The sequence below is a fragment of the Pseudomonas sp. S3_B08 genome (genome assembly GCF_054667725.1).
Map to the genome: position 1 here is coordinate 2439787 of NZ_CP162750.1, position 16809 is coordinate 2456595.

Here is a 16809-nt window from a genome sequence, read left to right on the forward strand (position 1 = left end):
AACCATGGGAATGAGTATGCAAGCCGAATTGATCGTCGACGCCCGCAACGCGGTCGGTGAAAGCCCGGTCTGGGTGCCGCAGGAAAACGCCCTGTACTGGGTCGATATTCCCAACGGCGGGCTGCAACGCTGGAGCGCTGACACCGGGCACGTCGCCTCGTGGAAAGCCCCGCAAATGCTCGCCTGCATCAGCCGCCACCGCAGTGGCGGCTGGGTCGCCGGCATGGAAAGCGGTTTCTATCGCCTGCACCCGCACAGCGACGGCAGCCTCGACAGCGAATTGCTCGCCACCGTCGGGCACAGCCGCGCGGACATGCGCCTCAACGACGGTCGCTGTGATCGCCAAGGTCGTTTCTGGGCGGGCAGCATGGTGCTGAATATGGGCCAGAACGCGCCTGAAGGCCGGCTCTATCGCTACGGCGCCGGGCAGACTGGCGTGATCGAAGCGCAGCTGGATGGCTTCATCGTACCCAACGGCCTCGCCTTCAGCCCCGACGGCAAAACCATGTATCTGTCGGATTCGCACCCCAACGTGCAACTGATCTGGGCCTTCGATTACGACACCGAGACCGGCACGCCATCGAATCGCCGAATCTTCGTCGACATGAATCACTTCCCCGGCCGCCCCGATGGCGCTGCCGTGGATGCCGAAGGCTGCTACTGGATCTGCGCCAACGACGCCGGCCTGATTCACCGCTTCGCCCCGGACGGTCGTCTGGATTTTTCACTGGAAGTACCGGTGAAGAAACCGACCATGTGTGCCTTCGGCGGCAGCAACCTGGACACCTTGTTTGTCGCCTCGATTCGCCCCGGCGATGACCACGATCCGCAATCCCTGGCCGGCGGCGTGTTCGCCCTGAAGCCAGGCGTCAAGGGCCTCGCCGAACCGCAATTCAACGATTTGCTTTAGACCCTCTGCTGCACCGCTGCGCCTTGAACACAAAAATAACAAGACTGGAGACTCACCCCTCATGAACTTCAAACGCACCTTGCTCGCCGCTGCACTCCCGCTGATGTTCACCTTTGCTGGTGGCGCTCAGGCAGATATGAAACTCAAATTCGCTGATATTCATCCAGACGGTTACCCAACTGTGGTGGCCGAAAAGAGCATGGGCAAAACGCTTGAAAAGGAAACCAACGGCGAGCTGACCTTCCAGTACTTCCCGGGCGGAGTGCTCGGTTCCGAGAAGGAAGTCATCGAGCAGATGCAAGTCGGCGCGATACAGATGTCCCGGGTCAGCCTGGGTATCGTCGGCCCCGTGGTGCCGGATGTGAACGTGTTCAACATGCCGTTCATTTTCCGCGACCAGCAACACATGCGTAACGTCATCGATGGCCCGGTGGGCGATGAGATTCTCGACAAGATCACCAACTCCGAATTCAAATTGGTGGCCCTGGCGTGGATGGACGGCGGCACGCGCAACATCTACACCAAGAAACCGGTGCGCAAGCTCGAAGACCTCAAGGGCATGAAAATCCGCGTACAAGGCAACCCGATGTTCATCGACATGATGAACGCCATGGGCGGTAACGGCATCGCCATGGACACCGGCGAAATCTTCAGCGCCCTGCAGACCGGCGTGATCGACGGCGCGGAAAACAACCCGCCGACCCTGCTCGAACACAACCACTTCCAGAACGCCAAGTTCTACAGCCTGACCGGTCACCTGATCCTGCCAGAGCCGATCGTGATGTCGAAAATCACCTGGGAAAGACTCACTCCGGATCAACAGAAGATGGTGAAAACGGCGGCCAAGGCTGCCCAGGCTGAAGAACGCGTGTTGTGGGACAAGAAGTCCGCCGCCAGTGAAGAAAAACTCAAGGCCGCCGGCGTCGAGTTCATCACCGTCGACAAGAAACCCTTCTACGACGCCACCGCTCCGGTACGTGAAAAGTACGGTGCGAAGTACGCAGATCTGATCAAAAAGATCGAAGCCGTTCAGTAACACCTCCCGCTCCGTACTCATGAAAAAGGCCCGGCGCGCCAGCGGTTCAGGCGCGCCCGGTTACGGTGGAACCCGATGAAGAATCTGCTGCTGCGTATCAACGACAAGATCTACATGACGTGCATCTGGGTCGCCGGCCTTTCCGTCCTGGCGATTTCCCTGATGATTCCCTGGGGCGTCTTCGCCCGCTACGTGCTCGGCACCGGTTCGAGCTGGCCTGAGCCCACGGCGATCCTGCTGATGATGGTGTTCACCTTCATCGGCGCCGCCGCCAGTTACCGCGCCGGTGCGCACATGGCCGTGGCCATGCTCACCGACCGCATGCCACCGCAGCTGAAATCCGCAGCAGCGATTTTTTCGCAACTGCTGATGGCGGCAATCTGCATCTTCATGACCATCTGGGGCACCAAGCTGTGCATCTCCACCTGGAACCAGTTCATGGCCGCCCTGCCCGATCTGCGCGTTGGTGTGACCTATCTGCCGATCCCCGTGGGCGGTTTGCTGACGCTGATTTTTGTTCTGGAAAAACTCTTGCTCGGTGACCAGAGCAAACGGCGGGTCGTGCAGTTCGACCTGGTTGAAGAAAGTGAAGGTGCCGCTTAATGGACGCTCTGATTCTGCTGGGCAGTTTTATCGTATTGATCCTGATCGGCATGCCGGTCGCCTACGCGTTGGGCGCCGCTGCGCTGATCGGCGCTTGGTGGATCGACATTCCATTCCAGGCGGTGATGATCCAGGTCGCCTCGGGGGTGAACAAATTCTCGCTGCTGGCCATTCCGTTCTTCGTCCTCGCCGGTGCGATCATGGCCGAGGGCGGCATGTCCCGGCGGTTGGTGGCGTGTGCCGGCGTGCTGGTAGGTTTCGTCCGTGGTGGCCTGTCACTGGTCAACATCGTTGCCTCGACGTTCTTCGGCGCGATCTCCGGTTCTTCGGTGGCCGACACCGCGTCGGTAGGCTCGGTGCTGATCCCGGAAATGGAACGCAAGGGCTATCCACGGGACTTCTCCACCGCCGTGACCGTCAGCGGTTCGGTGCAAGCCCTGCTGACCCCGCCAAGCCATAACTCGGTGCTCTACTCGCTGGCCGCTGGCGGTACGGTGTCGATCGCTTCGCTGTTCATGGCCGGCATCGTCCCGGGCCTGCTGATGAGCGCCTGCCTGATGGTGCTGTGCCTGATCTTCGCGAAAAAGCGCAACTACCCCAAGGGCGAAGTGATTCCGATGCGCCAGGCGCTGAAGATCGTCGGCGAAGCCCTGTGGGGCATGATGGCGATGGTGATCATCCTCGGCGGCATTCTCTCGGGTATTTTCACCGCCACTGAATCGGCGGCCATCGCGGTGCTGTGGTCATTCTTCGTGACCATGTTCATCTACCGCGACTACAAATGGAGCGAGCTGCCCAAGCTGATGCACCGCACGGTGCGCACCATCTCCATTGTGATGATCCTGATCGGTTTCGCCGCCAGCTTCGGCTACATCATGACCCTGATGCAGATCCCGGCGAAGATCACCACGCTGTTCCTGACCCTGTCGGACAACCGTTACGTGATCCTGATGTGCATCAACGTGATGTTGCTGCTGTTGGGCACGGTGATGGACATGGCGCCGCTGATTCTGATCCTCACGCCGATCCTGATGCCAGTGATCATGGGCATCGGTGTCGATCCGGTGCAGTTCGGCATGATCATGCTGGTGAACCTGGGGATCGGATTGATAACACCGCCGGTGGGCGCTGTGCTCTTCGTCGGCTCGGCGGTGGGCAAGGTCAGTATCGAAAGCACCGTAAAAGCGCTGCTGCCGTTCTATGGCGTGCTGTTCCTGGTGCTGCTGCTGGTGACCTACGTTCCAGCGATTTCGCTGTGGCTGCCGCACCTGGTGTTGTAACCCGCTGAAAAGATCGCAGCTCCTGCAGGAATCGCATTCCCCTGTAGGAGCTGTCGAGTGCAACGAGGCTGCGATCTGTTGATCTTCACGCCCGCACCAGCATGTACCCCGCCACCACCAGACAGACACTGGCAAACCCCACCTGCAACGCCCGCGCCGGCACCTGCGCGCACAGCCTGCGACCGACGATCATGCCAACGATGCTGGCGACAATGAACGCCGCACCCTGGCTGTCAATGCGCACACCCGCATGAAACGCGCCGATCACCCCGATCGCGGAAATCAGACTGATCACCATCAACGACGTCGCAACGATGCCGCGCATCTGCACATCGGTCAGTTGCTTGAACGCCGGCACGATCAGAAAGCCGCCGCCGACGCCGAGTAAACCCGAAACCACGCCGGTAATCGCGCCCAGTGCAGCCAGAGTGGCGGTGCATTTGGCGGTCCAGTCGAAGCGCCCGGTCTGCTCGTTGAGCATGCAGTTTTTCTGGCCCCAACTGGCGTGGCCGTGATCGCTCGGCCCCGCTTGCTGACGGTCCTTTCTGAACATTCGCCAGGCGACCAGGACCATCAGTAGGCTGAACAGAATCATCAGAATCTTTTCCGGCAACTGATGCGCGAAGTAGATCCCCAGCGGCGAAAACACTGCGCCCAGTGCCGCAATCAACAGCGCCGCGCGGTAACGTACCAGGCCATGGCGCAAACCGTCGATCGCCCCGACCGCTGCCGCGCTGCCGACCGCAAACAAGGCCACCGGCGCCGCTTGCGTCATCGTCCAGCCGAGCCCGAGCACCAGCGCCGGCACCGCGAGAATCCCGCCGCCCGCGCCGGTCAGGCCGAGGACCAAACCCATCACCACTCCAAACAGACTTGCCAGCAACATAGGAGTTTTCTCAGTCGACCCTGGACAGACGCGTCAGCCACTCGCGGCCCTTGAGCATGCCGTGCCAGTAGAACCACGGCAGCAGCGTCGCCTTCAGCCACCATGCCGAACGGCGGGCCACGGTCGGGTCCAGCGGGAAGGTCGGCAGCAGTTTGCCGCCATAGCCGAACTCGGCGAGGATCACCTTGCCCTTCTCCACCGTCAGCGGGCAGGAACCGTAGCCGTCGTACCTGAGCGGCAGCGGCTGTTGTTTGCGCGCTGCCAGCAGGTTCTGCGCAACGACGACAACCTGCTTGCGCACCGCTGCGGCAGTTTTCGCATTGCTGGTGCCGCAGATATCGCCCAGTGCGAACACCTCGGGATAGCGCGGATGCTGCAAGCTGTGTGGATCGACTTCGCACCAACCGCCGGCATCGGCCAGCGGACTCTGTGCGATGAAATCCGGCGCGACTTGTGGCGGCACGACGTGCAGCAGGTCGAAGGTTTTCGCGACCCGGCTGACATTGCCATCGGCGCCCTTGACTTCAAACCACGCGGTTTTTGCCGGGCCGTCGACCTTGACCAGATGCGAGTTGAACGCCAGTTGCGCGTCGTACTGTTCGATGTACTTCATCAACGGCGGCACGAAGGTCGGCACGCCAAACAGCGCAGCGCCAGCGAGATTGAATTCAACGTTGATGTCTTTCAGCACGGCGGATTTGCGCCAGTGATCGCAAGACAGGTACAGGGCTTTTTGCGGCGCGCCGGCGCATTTGATCGGCATCGCCGGCTGGGTGAACAGCGCCCGGCCATCGCGCAGTTTCTGCACTTGATCCCAGGTGTACTGGGCGTGTTGATAGCTGTAGTTGGAGGTGACGCCGTGCTGGCCGAGGCTTTCCTGCAAGCCTTCGATTTTCTCCCAGGCCAGGCGCAGACCGGGGCAGACGATCAGGTTCTGATAGCTGACGGTGCGCTGGTCGTCGAGGGTGAGTTGGCGGCTTTGCGGGTCGATGGCGCTGACACTGGCCTGAATCCACGTCGCCTGACGCGGCATGACTTTGCTCATCGGCCTGACCGTGTCCTTCACGTCAAACGCGCCACCGCCGACCAGCGTCCACGCCGGTTGATAGTAGTGCTGTGAACTCGGTTCGATCACGGTGACTTTGAGCTGCGGGTCACGCTTGAGCAGACTGGCGACAAAACCGATGCCGGCCGTGCCACCGCCGATGACCACGATGTCCGCACTGATGGATAGGCCCCAGTGTTGATCGTTCATTGCTTGTTCCTTTTGCTGCACGCAAGGATTTTTTGGCTCACCACAACAACCAATGTGGGAGCGAGCCTGCTCGCGAAAGCGGTGGCTCAGTCAACTATTCGTCGGCTGACACGCCGCCTTCGCGAGCAGGCTCGCTCCCACAGGAGATGTTTGTGAGGGCTGGCATTTATGGCTGTTCCCAGCTCTTGAGTACCGCTCCGCAATACAGCCCCGAGAGGGTTTTCATCACCTGAATCACTTCGTGACTGGCCAGGCCATAGAAAATGTATTTGCCTTCACGGCGGGTCGCGACCAGGCCTTCATCGCGCAAGATGCCCAGTTGCTGGGACAGCGTCGGCTGGCGTACGCCGGTCATTTTTTCCAGTTCGCCGACGTTGCGTTCGCCCTGGGTCAGTTGACAGAGGATCAACAGGCGATCCTCATTGGCCAGGGCTTTGAGCAAGGCGCAGGCTTTGGACGCCGAGGCGCGCAGTTGGGCGACTTCACATTCGGTCAGACTGGATTGCATTTGCACGAGGCCTTGAAGGTCACTTAAGCTGCGAACATTATGTTTTTACATAAAGTGTTGCAACCCGAAATTACCCAGCACAGGTTTTCGCCATGCCCGCCCTGATTGAAGCGTTCCTCGACCCCGCCTCCTCGACCTACAGCTACGTGGTCTACGAAGCCGACGGCGGCCAGTGCGCGATCGTCGACCCGGTGCTCGATTACGATGGCGCCGCCGGGCGCACCGGCACGGCGCAGGCGGACAAGATCATCGCCTTCGTCCGAGCGCACCGGCTGCAAGTGCAATGGCTGCTGGAAACCCACGCCCACGCCGATCACCTCTCCGCCGCGCCGTACCTGCGTCGAGAACTGGGCGGCAAGATCGCCATCGGTGAATCGATCAGCAAAGTGCAGAATGTGTTCAAGGCGCTGTTCAATCTGGAGCCGGAATTTTGCGTCGATGGCTCGCAGTTCGATCACCTGTTCGCGCCGAACGAGTCATTCATGATCGGCAACCTCAAGGCCACCGCCCTGCACGTCCCCGGCCATACGCCAGCGGACATGGCCTACCTGATCGACGGCGAGCAGATCCTCGTCGGCGACACGCTGTTCATGCCCGATGTCGGCACCGCGCGCTGTGATTTCCCTGGCGGCAATGCGCAGCAATTGTTCAAGTCGATCCAGAAGCTGTTGGCTTTTCCGGCCAGCGTGAAGCTTTACGTTTGCCACGATTACCCACCCGAGGGCCGCGCCTCGCAGTGCCAGACCACTGTCGGCGAACAGCGCAAAAGCAATATTCATGTGCATGACGGGATCGATGAAGCGGCGTTCGTCGAGATGCGCACGACACGTGACGCTGGGTTAGGCATGCCGACGTTGCTGCTGCCGGCGATTCAGGTGAACGTACGGGCGGGGAATCTGCCGGCGCCTGAGGACAACGGCGTGGTTTACCTGAAGATTCCGCTCAACAAACTCTGACCGCGCTGATTCACGCGCGGAGCCAACTGATCGTTCCCAAGCGCAGCAAAGGAATGCCGCCAGGGACGCTCCGCGTTCCGCCTCAAGAAGTGACGCAGAGCGTCACGGGATGCATTCCCACGCGGAGCGTGGGAACGATCGGCGAATGGAGCTGCCGTGGCTGCGATGTTTTGATCTTCACGTCCCCAACGTCAAACCGTTCGCAGGCAATGGCAACGCGGTCTTGTAGCGCACCTGCTTGAGCGCAAAGCTGGAGCGGATGTTCGCCACCCCCGGCACCTTGGTCAGAAAATCCATCATGAAGCGTTCCAGCGACTGAATGCTCGGCACCAGCACACGGATCAGATAATCCGGGTCGCCGGCCATCAGATAGCACTCCATCACCTCCGGCCGATCAGAAATCGCCTCCTCGAAGTGCTGCAGCGCTTCCTCCACCTGCTTTTCCAGGCTGACGTGAATGAACACATTCACATGCAGCCCCAGCAGATCGGCATCCAGCAACGTGACCTGCTCGCGAATCAGACCCAATTCTTCCATGGCCTTGACCCGGTTGAAGCATGGCGTCGGCGACAGGTTCACCGAACGGGCGAGGTCGGCATTGGTGATCCGCGCGTTCTCCTGAAGGCTGTTGAGAATGCCGATGTCGGTACGGTCCAGTTTGCGCATGAGACAAAACCACCTGTTTTTTATGTTTATGCAGAATTTCTATCTGCAAATGGTCGCCAGCGCAACGAAACACAGAGAAATATTCTTCTTGGCCGCGCCTATGATTGTTGTAGGACAAGATTTCCCCTACCCGGGAATGACTGCCAGCTCACTACAAGAAATTCACAAGATCGAGCGTAGAAGCCATGACCCAAGCGTATGAACCGCTGCGCCTGCACGTCCCTGAACCCTCGGGCCGTCCCGGCTGCAAAACCGATTTTTCCTACCTGCATTTGACCGATGCCGGTACGGTGCGCAAACCTCCTGTCGATGTAGAACCTGCCGATACCGCCGACCTCGCCCGTGGCCTGATTCGCGTGCTTGACGATCAGGGCAACGCCCTCGGCCCGTGGGCCGAAAACGTGCCGGTCGAGATCCTGCGCAAAGGCATGCGCGCGATGCTCAAGACGCGCATCTACGACAACCGCATGGTTGTCGCCCAGCGGCAGAAAAAGATGTCGTTCTACATGCAGAGCCTTGGCGAAGAAGCCATCGGCAGCGCCCAGGCGTTGGCGCTGAACATCGACGACATGTGCTTCCCGACCTACCGCCAGCAAAGCATCTTGATGGCCCGTGATGTGCCGCTGGTGGACCTGATCTGCCAGTTGCTGTCCAACGAGCGCGATCCGCTCAAGGGCCGCCAGTTGCCGATCATGTACTCGGTCAAGGACGCCGGCTTCTTCACCATTTCCGGCAACCTCGCCACTCAATTCATCCAGGGCGTCGGCTGGGGCATGGCCTCGGCGATCAAGGGCGATACGAAAATCGCCTCGGCGTGGATCGGTGACGGCGCCACCGCCGAATCCGACTTCCACACCGCCCTCACCTTCGCTCACGTTTATCGCGCGCCGGTGATCCTCAATGTCGTGAATAACCAGTGGGCGATTTCCACCTTCCAGGCCATCGCCGGCGGTGAAGCCACGACTTTCGCCGGACGCGGCGTCGGTTGCGGCATCGCCTCGCTGCGTGTCGACGGCAACGATTTCTATGCGGTCTACGCCGCTTCCGCCTGGGCTGCCGAACGCGCCCGCCGCAACCTCGGCCCGACCATGATCGAATGGGTCACTTACCGCGCCGGCCCGCACTCGACCTCCGACGACCCATCGAAATACCGCCCTGCCGATGACTGGAGCCACTTCCCGCTCGGCGATCCGATCGCGCGTCTGAAACAGCACCTGATCAAGGTCGGTCACTGGTCGGAGGAAGAGCACACCGCCGTCAGCGCTGAACTCGAGGCCGAAGTGATTGCTGCGCAGAAACAGGCCGAACAGTACGGCACCCTCGCCGGCGGTCAGATTCCAAGCGCCGCGACCATGTTCGAAGACGTCTACAAAGAGATGCCGGAGCACTTGAAGCGCCAGCGTCAGCAGTTGGGGATCTGACATGAACGATCACAACAACAATATTCAGTTGGAAACCGCCATGACCACGACCACCATGACCATGATCCAGGCCCTGCGCTCGGCCATGGATGTGATGCTTGAGCGTGATGACAACGTCGTCGTCTTCGGTCAGGACGTCGGCTACTTCGGCGGCGTGTTCCGCTGCACCGAAGGCCTGCAGACCAAGTACGGCACCTCGCGGGTGTTCGACGCACCGATCTCGGAAAGCGGCATTGTCGGCGTCGCCGTCGGCATGGGCGCCTACGGTTTGCGTCCGGTCGCCGAAATCCAGTTCGCCGACTACGTCTACCCCGCCTCCGACCAGATCATTTCCGAAGCGGCGCGTCTGCGTTATCGCTCGGCCGGCGAGTTCACCGCACCGATGACCCTGCGCATGCCTTGCGGCGGCGGCATCTACGGCGGCCAGACCCACAGCCAGAGCATCGAGGCGATGTTCACTCAGGTCTGCGGTCTGCGTACGGTGATGCCGTCCAACCCGTACGACGCCAAAGGCTTGCTGATCGCCTCCATCGAAAACGATGACCCGGTGATCTTCCTCGAGCCGAAACGCCTGTACAACGGCCCGTTCGATGGCCATCACGACCGCCCGGTAACCCCGTGGTCGAAACATCCGCAAGCCCAGGTGCCGGACGGTTACTACACCGTGCCGCTGGACGTTGCCGCGATCACTCGCCCGGGCAAGGACGTGACCGTGCTGACCTACGGCACCACCGTCTACGTCTCGCAAGTCGCTGCCGAAGAATCCGGCGTCGATGCCGAAGTCATCGACCTGCGCAGCCTGTGGCCGCTGGACCTGGAAACCATCGTCAAGTCGGTGAAGAAAACCGGCCGCTGCGTGGTGGTACACGAAGCCACCCGCACCTGCGGTTTCGGCGCCGAGCTGGTATCGCTGGTGCAAGAGCACTGCTTCCATCACCTGGAAGCGCCGATCGAACGCGTCACCGGTTGGGACACTCCCTACCCGCACGCGCAGGAGTGGGCGTATTTCCCAGGGCCGTCCCGCGTGGGCGCGGCGTTGAAACGGGTCATGGAGGTCTGAATGGGCACGCACGTTATCAAGATGCCGGACATCGGCGAAGGCATCGCAGAAGTAGAACTGTCGCAGTGGCACGTCAAGGTTGGCGATCTGGTGGTTGAAGATCAGGTGCTGGCGGATGTGATGACCGACAAGGCGATGGTCGATATTCCATCGCCGGTACACGGCAAGGTGATTGCCCTTGGTGGTCAGCCGGGTGAAGTGATGGCGGTCGGCAGTGTGCTGATCAGCATTGAAGTTGAAGGTGCCGGCAACCTTAAAGAGTCCGCCGCACCCGCGCCTGTCACACAAGCACCGGCTGCGCCGAAAGTTGAGACCGCTGTCGAAAGCAAACCCGCCGCAGCCGCCGCACCACGTCCGGCTGCCGTTTGCCAGGGTCCGATGGTCGCTCGCGAAGCGGATGAACGCCCGCTAGCCTCGCCAGCCGTGCGCAAACATGCGCTGGATCTGGGCATTCAATTGCGCTTGGTGCGCGGTTCCGGCCCGGCCGGTCGCGTGTTGCACGAAGACCTTGAAGCCTATCTGGCGCAAGGTCAGTCGAACGCTTCGGCGCCGGCCGCTGCCGCTTATACCCAGCGCCACGACGAAGAACAGATTCAAGTGATCGGCATGCGCCGCAAGATCGCTCAGCGCATGCAAGATGCTACTCAGCGTGCCGCGCACTTCAGTTATGTCGAGGAAATCGACGTCACCGCAATCGAAGAACTGCGCGCGCATCTGAATGAAAAACATGGCGCCAGCCGTGGCAAGTTGACCTTGTTGCCGTTCCTTGTTCGCGCGCTGGTCGTCGCCCTGCGCGACTTCCCGCAGATGAACGCCCGTTACGATGACGAAGCGCAAGTCATCACCCGCCTCGGTGCGGTGCATGTCGGCGTCGCCACGCAAAGCGATGTCGGCCTGATGGTGCCCGTGGTGCGTCACGCCGAAGCGCGCAGCCTGTGGGACAGCGCCGCGGAAATTTCGCGTTTGGCCAACGCCGCGCGCAATGGCAAGGCCAGCCGCGATGAGCTGTCCGGTTCGACCATTACTCTGACCAGCCTCGGCGCATTGGGCGGCATTGTCAGCACGCCGGTGCTGAACCTGCCGGAAGTGGCCATTGTCGGCGTGAACAAAATTGTCGAGCGGCCAATGGTCGTCAAAGGCCAAGTGGTGATCCGCAAGATGATGAACCTCTCCAGCTCCTTCGATCACCGCGTGGTCGACGGCATGGATGCGGCGCTTTTCATTCAGGCCATCCGTGGCTTGCTCGAACAACCCGCTACCTTGTTTGTGGAGTAATGGAATGCAGACTTTGAACACCACGCTGCTGATTATCGGCGGCGGCCCCGGCGGTTACGTCACGGCGATCCGCGCCGGGCAATTGGGTATCCCGACCATTTTGGTCGAAGGCCAGTCGTTGGGCGGCACCTGCCTGAATATCGGCTGCATTCCGTCAAAAGCGCTGATTCATGTGGCTGAGCAGTTTCACCAGACGCAGCATCACAGCCAGCATTCGGCGTTGGGCATCAACGTTGCCGCGCCGACCCTGGATATCAGCAAAAGCGTCGAGTGGAAGGATGGCATCGTTGATCGCCTGACCACTGGCGTTGCCGCGCTGTTGAAGAAGAACAAGGTCCAGGTCATCAATGGCTGGGCGAAAATCATCGACGGCAAAACCGTGGAAGTCGGCGATACCCGCATCCAGTGCGAACATCTGGTGCTGGCCACCGGTTCGACCAGCGTCAATCTGCCGATCCTGCCGATTGGCGGGCCGATCATTTCCTCCACCGAAGCGCTGGCACCGACGTCTGTGCCGAAACGTCTGGTGGTGGTCGGCGGTGGTTACATCGGTCTGGAGCTGGGCATCGCTTATCGCAAGCTCGGCGCCGAGGTCAGCGTGGTCGAAGCACAGGACCGCATCCTGCCGGCCTATGACGCGGAGCTGACACAACCGGTCCACGACGCGCTGAAGCAGCTGGGCGTGAAACTGTACCTCAAGCACAGCGTGCTCGGTTTCGACGGCACGTTGCAGGTGCGCGATCCCGAAGGCGAAACCCTCAATCTGGAAACCGATCAGGTACTGGTTGCCGTCGGCCGCAAACCCAATACGCAGGGATTTAATCTCGAAGCGCTGAATCTGGACATGAACGGTTCGGCGATCAGGATCGACAGCCGTTGCCAGACCAGCATGCGCAACGTCTACGCCATTGGCGATGTGAGCGGCGAACCGATGCTGGCCCACCGCGCCATGGCCCAGGGCGAGATGGTTGCCGAGCTGATCAGTGGCAAGCGCCGCGAATTCAACCCGACCGCCATCGCCGCCGTGTGCTTTACCGACCCGGAACTGGTGGTGGTCGGCAAAACTCCGGATGAGGCCAAGGCTGCGGGGCTGGACTGCATCGTTTCCAGCTTCCCGTTCGCCGCCAACGGCCGGGCGATGACCCTGGAATCGAAAAGCGGCTTCGTGCGCGTGGTCGCACGTCGCGACAATCATCTGATTGTCGGTTGGCAAGCGGTGGGCGTTGGGGTTTCCGAACTGTCGACGGCTTTTGCGCAGAGCCTGGAAATGGGCGCGCGACTGGAAGACATCGGCGGCACCATTCATGCGCACCCAACCTTGGGCGAAGCGGTGCAGGAAGCGGCGTTGCGGGCGCTGGGGCATGCGCTGCATCTGTAGGCCCCTTCGCGAGCAGGCTCGCTCCCACACTTGAAATGCATTCCCCCTGTGGGAGCGAGCCTGCTCGCGAATTCTTGAGGGCAACACTATTTATCTGAGTGTCATCCGATAGTCCGGGCTGCGAAACCGCTCAAGAATGAAGTATTGTTGTGCCCATCCAAAAAAACGTCAGAAGCCTTGAACCGTTTCGGCGGTTGTTCAGTGATAGAGGGTGTCATGGGTAACGAAAGCATCAATTGGGACAAGCTGGGTTTTGACTACATCAAGACCGACAAGCGCTATCTGTCGTACTTTCGCGATGGCGAGTGGGACAAAGGCACCCTGACCGAAGATAACGTCCTGCACATCAGCGAAGGCTCCACCGCCCTTCACTATGGTCAGCAGTGCTTCGAAGGCATGAAGGCCTATCGCTGCAAGGACGGCTCGATCAACCTGTTCCGCCCTGACCAGAACGCCCTGCGCATGCAACGCAGCTGCGCGCGTCTGCTGATGCCGACGGTCGACACCGAGCAGTTCATCGAAGCCTGCAAAGCCGTGGTCCGCGCCAACGAGCGTTTCATCCCGCCTTACGGCACTGGCGGCGCGCTGTACCTGCGCCCGTTCGTGATCGGCGTCGGTGACAACATCGGCGTACGCACCGCGCCCGAATTCATTTTCTCGATCTTCTGCATCCCGGTCGGCGCCTACTTCAAGGGCGGCCTGACCCCGCACAACTTCCAGATCTCCAGCTACGACCGCGCGGCCCCGCAAGGCACCGGTGCGGCCAAGGTCGGTGGCAACTACGCCGCCAGCCTGATGCCGGGCTCGAAAGCCAAGAAAGCCAACTTCGCCGACGCGATCTACCTCGATCCGATGACCCACACCAAGATCGAAGAAGTCGGTTCGGCAAACTTCTTCGGGATCACCCACGACAACAAGTTCGTCACCCCGAACTCGCCATCGGTCCTGCCGGGCATCACCCGCCTGTCGCTGATCGAACTGGCCAAATCGCGTCTGGGCCTGGAAGTGGTTGAAGGCGACGTGCTGATCGACAAGCTGTCGGACTTCAAGGAAGCCGGTGCCTGCGGTACCGCTGCGGTGATCACGCCGATTGGCGGCATCAGCTACAACGACCACCTGCATGTGTTCCACAGCGAAACCGAGGTAGGCCCGGTAACCCAGCAGCTCTACAAAGAGCTGACTGGCGTGCAGACCGGCGACATCGAAGCGCCAGCGGGCTGGATCGTCAAGGTTTGATCTGACGACTGCTGATGCTCAAAAGCCCTCCACCGAGTGATTGGTGGGGGGCTTTTTTGATTGTGGTTGTTGGTTTTTTTTGTGTAGGGCTGGAGATCTTTTCCCCCTCACCCCAGCCCTCTCCCCCAAGGGGGCGAGGGGGAAAGGGAGCCGATTTTTGTGCTTTTCAAAACCCGAGTTCGACGCGAACTTTCAGGTCGGTGTAGTACGGGAGAACACCGGGTCGGCTCCCTCTCCCTCCGGGAGAGGGCTGGGGTGAGGGTTTGCTTTTGATTTTTGGAGGCAATGCGCTTGCCCGTCCGATCCGAAATCCCACTCGCCTGCCCATTCTGCTGCTTGCCCATCCGCGCCTGGGTGATCAATCCCGGTATCAACTCACCCTCCGGCAGATTCTTCCAGAACCGCACCGGCAGATGCCCTTGCATGACCTTCGGGTTCAACCGCGCCGGGTTGAAGATGTGGCTGTAGTAGGTCAACCACAAATCGCCGTGGGGATCGTCGACGTTCTGCGCCAGTTGCTGCCACTCAATCGGGCACTGCCGCTCGTGAATCAATTGCTCACCGTCGTAATAAACGCCGTCACGCGGTGTGGCGATCAACCAGCGATGCTGGCCCATGCGCCCGATAAAGTGCTCGCTGGCGCTGTGCAGAATGTCATGGGCCGGCTCGTGCCACGCCACGTATTGTGGACCGGGCAGATCCTTCGACCGCTCGATGAAACGCACGAATGCATGCAGATGATGGGCCTCGCGACTGACCTGCTTGATGCGCCGCTGCAACTCGCTGCCGAGTTTGTCGCCTGCCATCATCGCCGTGCGGTCGCCGTGACTGACGCGCCAGAGCACTTCATACAACAGGCTCCAGCGTTGCTCGCCGCGATAGCGCGCCGCTTGTTCGAGGGTGTCGAGCAGCGCACGGGGAATACGCGCCTGAAACGGCCCCTGCCCTTCGGGCACGTGCTCATCACTGGCAAACAGATCGCCCACCCCTTCCGCCGCCCAGCTCACCAGACTCGGATCGATTTCATGGCTGAGCAACCAGCGCGCCTGCTGACGCCATGTGTCGAACAGGTCATCGCAATCAAGACTGATCATCCCCACAACCCCATCTGCTGCGGCATCGGTCGGTCGCGCAATTGCTGATAAAGCATGTGGCTGGTGACTTCCGCCTGTTGCGGGTGGTAATCGCTGGTGATGATGAACGGCTTGGCCTTGGCCAGCACGCAGCGCATCCGCGCCACGTCTTCGTAACGGATGCGGCGCTGGCGACGCAACTCGACCAGGCGCTCGGTGGTGCGCAAGCCAATGCCCGGGATGCGCGCGATCAACGTCGCGTCGGCACGGTTCAGGTCCAGCGGAAACACTTCGCGATTTTCCAGCGCCCAGGCCAGCTTCGGGTCGATATCAAGCGCCAGATTGCCCGGGCCTTTAAGCAATTCGTCAGCGCTGTAGCCGTAGCTGCGCAGGAGGAAATCAGCCTGATACAAACGGTGCTCGCGCATCAGCGGCGGCGCGGCGAGCGGTACGCTTTTCGGGCTGTCGGGGATCGGGCTGAACGCCGAGTAATAGACCCGGCGCAAACGGAAGTTGCCGTACAAGGATTGGGCGCTGTGGAGGATGGTGCTGTCGTCGGTGTCATCGGCACCGACGATCAATTGCGTGCTCTGCCCGGCCGGGGCGAACTTTGCCGAGCGCGGCTCGTTCAATACCGTCTGCACGCCGGTGTAGATGGTGTTCATCGCTTGCTTGATCGAGGTGATGTCCTTCTCCGGCGCCAGCGTCTGCAGGCTGGCATCGGTGGGCAATTCAATATTGACGCTAAGGCGGTCGGCATAACGCCCGGCTTCTTCGATCAAGGCCGGATCGGCTTCCGGAATGGTCTTCAAATGGATGTAGCCGCGAAATTCGTGCTCTTCTCGGAGCAACTTCGCCACCCGCACCAGTTGCTCCATGGTGTAGTCCGCCGAGCGAATGATCCCGGAGCTGAGAAACAGGCCGCTGACGCAGTTGCGCCGGTAGAAATCCATGGTCAGCGTCACGACTTCTTCCGGGGTGAAGCGCGCACGCGGCACATCGCTGGAACGGCGGTTGACGCAGTACTGGCAATCGTAAAGGCAGAAATTGGTCAGCAGGATTTTCAGCAACGACACACAGCGCCCGTCCGGCGTGTAGCTGTGACAGATGCCCATGCCGTCCGTCGAACCGAGCCCGCTCTTGCCCTCGGAGCTGCGCTTGGGCGCACCACTGCTGGCGCAAGAGGCGTCGTACTTGGCGGCGTCGGCGAGGATGCTGAGCTTGTCGATGATTTGCATGGCACGGACTCTTTACTGTGTGCATATA

15 protein-coding genes and 1 pseudogene are annotated in these 16809 nt (G+C 60.8%); 10 read left to right on the forward strand and 6 right to left on the reverse strand.

Features of this window, described 5'->3' with window-relative positions:
* Positions 1-16 precede the first annotated feature (16 nt).
* The 4 genes from AB4N73_RS11045 (at position 17) to AB4N73_RS11060 (ending at position 3829) form a co-directional block, all read left to right on the forward strand.
* On the forward strand, positions 17-910 hold the full coding sequence (locus AB4N73_RS11045) for an SMP-30/gluconolactonase/LRE family protein (RefSeq protein ID WP_460061856.1): 894 nt from the start codon (positions 17-19) through the stop codon (positions 908-910).
* Between the two features lie 61 nt (positions 911-971).
* On the forward strand, positions 972-1946 hold the full coding sequence (locus AB4N73_RS11050) for a TRAP transporter substrate-binding protein (RefSeq protein ID WP_150634991.1): 975 nt from the start codon (positions 972-974) through the stop codon (positions 1944-1946).
* 75 nt (positions 1947-2021) lie between these two features.
* A complete protein-coding gene (locus AB4N73_RS11055) occupies positions 2022-2549 on the forward strand; it encodes a TRAP transporter small permease (protein WP_056789065.1) in 528 nt (175 codons plus the stop codon).
* A complete protein-coding gene (locus AB4N73_RS11060; protein WP_016775191.1) occupies positions 2549-3829 on the forward strand; it encodes a TRAP transporter large permease in 1281 nt (426 codons plus the stop codon). Before AB4N73_RS11055 ends, AB4N73_RS11060 begins: the two co-directional genes overlap by 1 nt.
* Positions 3830-3914: 85 nt before the next feature.
* On the opposite strand, the gene AB4N73_RS11065 is transcribed toward AB4N73_RS11060, so the two are convergent.
* From AB4N73_RS11065 to AB4N73_RS11075, 3 genes are all read right to left on the reverse strand, one after another.
* Positions 3915-4715 carry a sulfite exporter TauE/SafE family protein gene (locus AB4N73_RS11065; protein WP_150634990.1) on the reverse strand — a complete coding sequence of 267 codons (801 nt, stop codon included), beginning with the start codon at positions 4713-4715 and terminating at the stop codon, positions 3915-3917.
* 10 nt (positions 4716-4725) lie between these two features.
* The gene (locus AB4N73_RS11070) at positions 4726-5970 is read right to left on the reverse strand and encodes an NAD(P)/FAD-dependent oxidoreductase (RefSeq protein ID WP_460143444.1); all 1245 of its coding nucleotides are present in this window, start codon (positions 5968-5970) and stop codon (positions 4726-4728) included.
* A 166-nt stretch (positions 5971-6136) separates the two neighbouring features.
* On the reverse strand, positions 6137-6478 hold the full coding sequence (locus AB4N73_RS11075; RefSeq protein WP_016775194.1) for an ArsR/SmtB family transcription factor: 342 nt from the start codon (positions 6476-6478) through the stop codon (positions 6137-6139).
* A 92-nt stretch (positions 6479-6570) separates the two neighbouring features.
* Here AB4N73_RS11075 and AB4N73_RS11080 point away from each other — a divergent pair, with 92 nt between their 5' ends.
* Entirely contained in the window at positions 6571-7434 is an 864-nt protein-coding gene (locus AB4N73_RS11080) for an MBL fold metallo-hydrolase (RefSeq protein WP_016775195.1), read from the forward strand.
* Between the two features lie 177 nt (positions 7435-7611).
* Here AB4N73_RS11080 and bkdR read toward each other — a convergent pair whose 3' ends face one another.
* Positions 7612-8100: a Bkd operon transcriptional regulator BkdR gene (gene bkdR / locus AB4N73_RS11085; RefSeq protein ID WP_039762201.1), complete on the reverse strand. Its 489-nt coding sequence runs from the start codon at positions 8098-8100 to the stop codon at positions 7612-7614.
* A gap of 185 nt (positions 8101-8285) precedes the next feature.
* On the opposite strand from bkdR, the gene AB4N73_RS11090 reads away from it, so the two are divergent.
* From AB4N73_RS11090 to AB4N73_RS11110, 5 genes are all read left to right on the forward strand, one after another.
* Positions 8286-9521, forward strand: a complete 1236-nt coding sequence (locus AB4N73_RS11090) for a 3-methyl-2-oxobutanoate dehydrogenase (2-methylpropanoyl-transferring) subunit alpha (protein WP_095182010.1) — start codon at positions 8286-8288, stop codon at positions 9519-9521.
* A gap of 1 nt (position 9522) precedes the next feature.
* Positions 9523-10581, forward strand: a complete 1059-nt coding sequence (locus AB4N73_RS11095) for an alpha-ketoacid dehydrogenase subunit beta (RefSeq protein WP_003224000.1) — start codon at positions 9523-9525, stop codon at positions 10579-10581.
* A complete protein-coding gene (locus AB4N73_RS11100; RefSeq protein WP_460143445.1) occupies positions 10582-11856 on the forward strand; it encodes a dihydrolipoamide acetyltransferase family protein in 1275 nt (424 codons plus the stop codon). It abuts the gene before it with no gap.
* A 4-nt stretch (positions 11857-11860) separates the two neighbouring features.
* Positions 11861-13234, forward strand: a complete 1374-nt coding sequence (gene lpdA / locus AB4N73_RS11105; RefSeq protein WP_305381031.1) for a dihydrolipoyl dehydrogenase — start codon at positions 11861-11863, stop codon at positions 13232-13234.
* Positions 13235-13450: 216 nt separating this feature from the next.
* Positions 13451-14470, forward strand: coding sequence for a branched-chain amino acid aminotransferase (locus tag AB4N73_RS11110; RefSeq protein ID WP_016775201.1), 1020 nt, complete (start codon positions 13451-13453; stop codon positions 14468-14470).
* 275 nt (positions 14471-14745) lie between these two features.
* On the opposite strand, the pseudogene AB4N73_RS11115 reads toward AB4N73_RS11110, so the two are convergent.
* Positions 14746-15564, reverse strand: a pseudogene (locus AB4N73_RS11115) (TIGR03915 family putative DNA repair protein); the annotation flags it as partial.
* Positions 15561-16781 carry a putative DNA modification/repair radical SAM protein gene (locus AB4N73_RS11120; protein ID WP_024013352.1) on the reverse strand — a complete coding sequence of 407 codons (1221 nt, stop codon included), beginning with the start codon at positions 16779-16781 and terminating at the stop codon, positions 15561-15563. The gene AB4N73_RS11120 and the pseudogene AB4N73_RS11115, both read right to left, overlap by 4 nt.
* Positions 16782-16809: the final 28 nt, after the last annotated feature.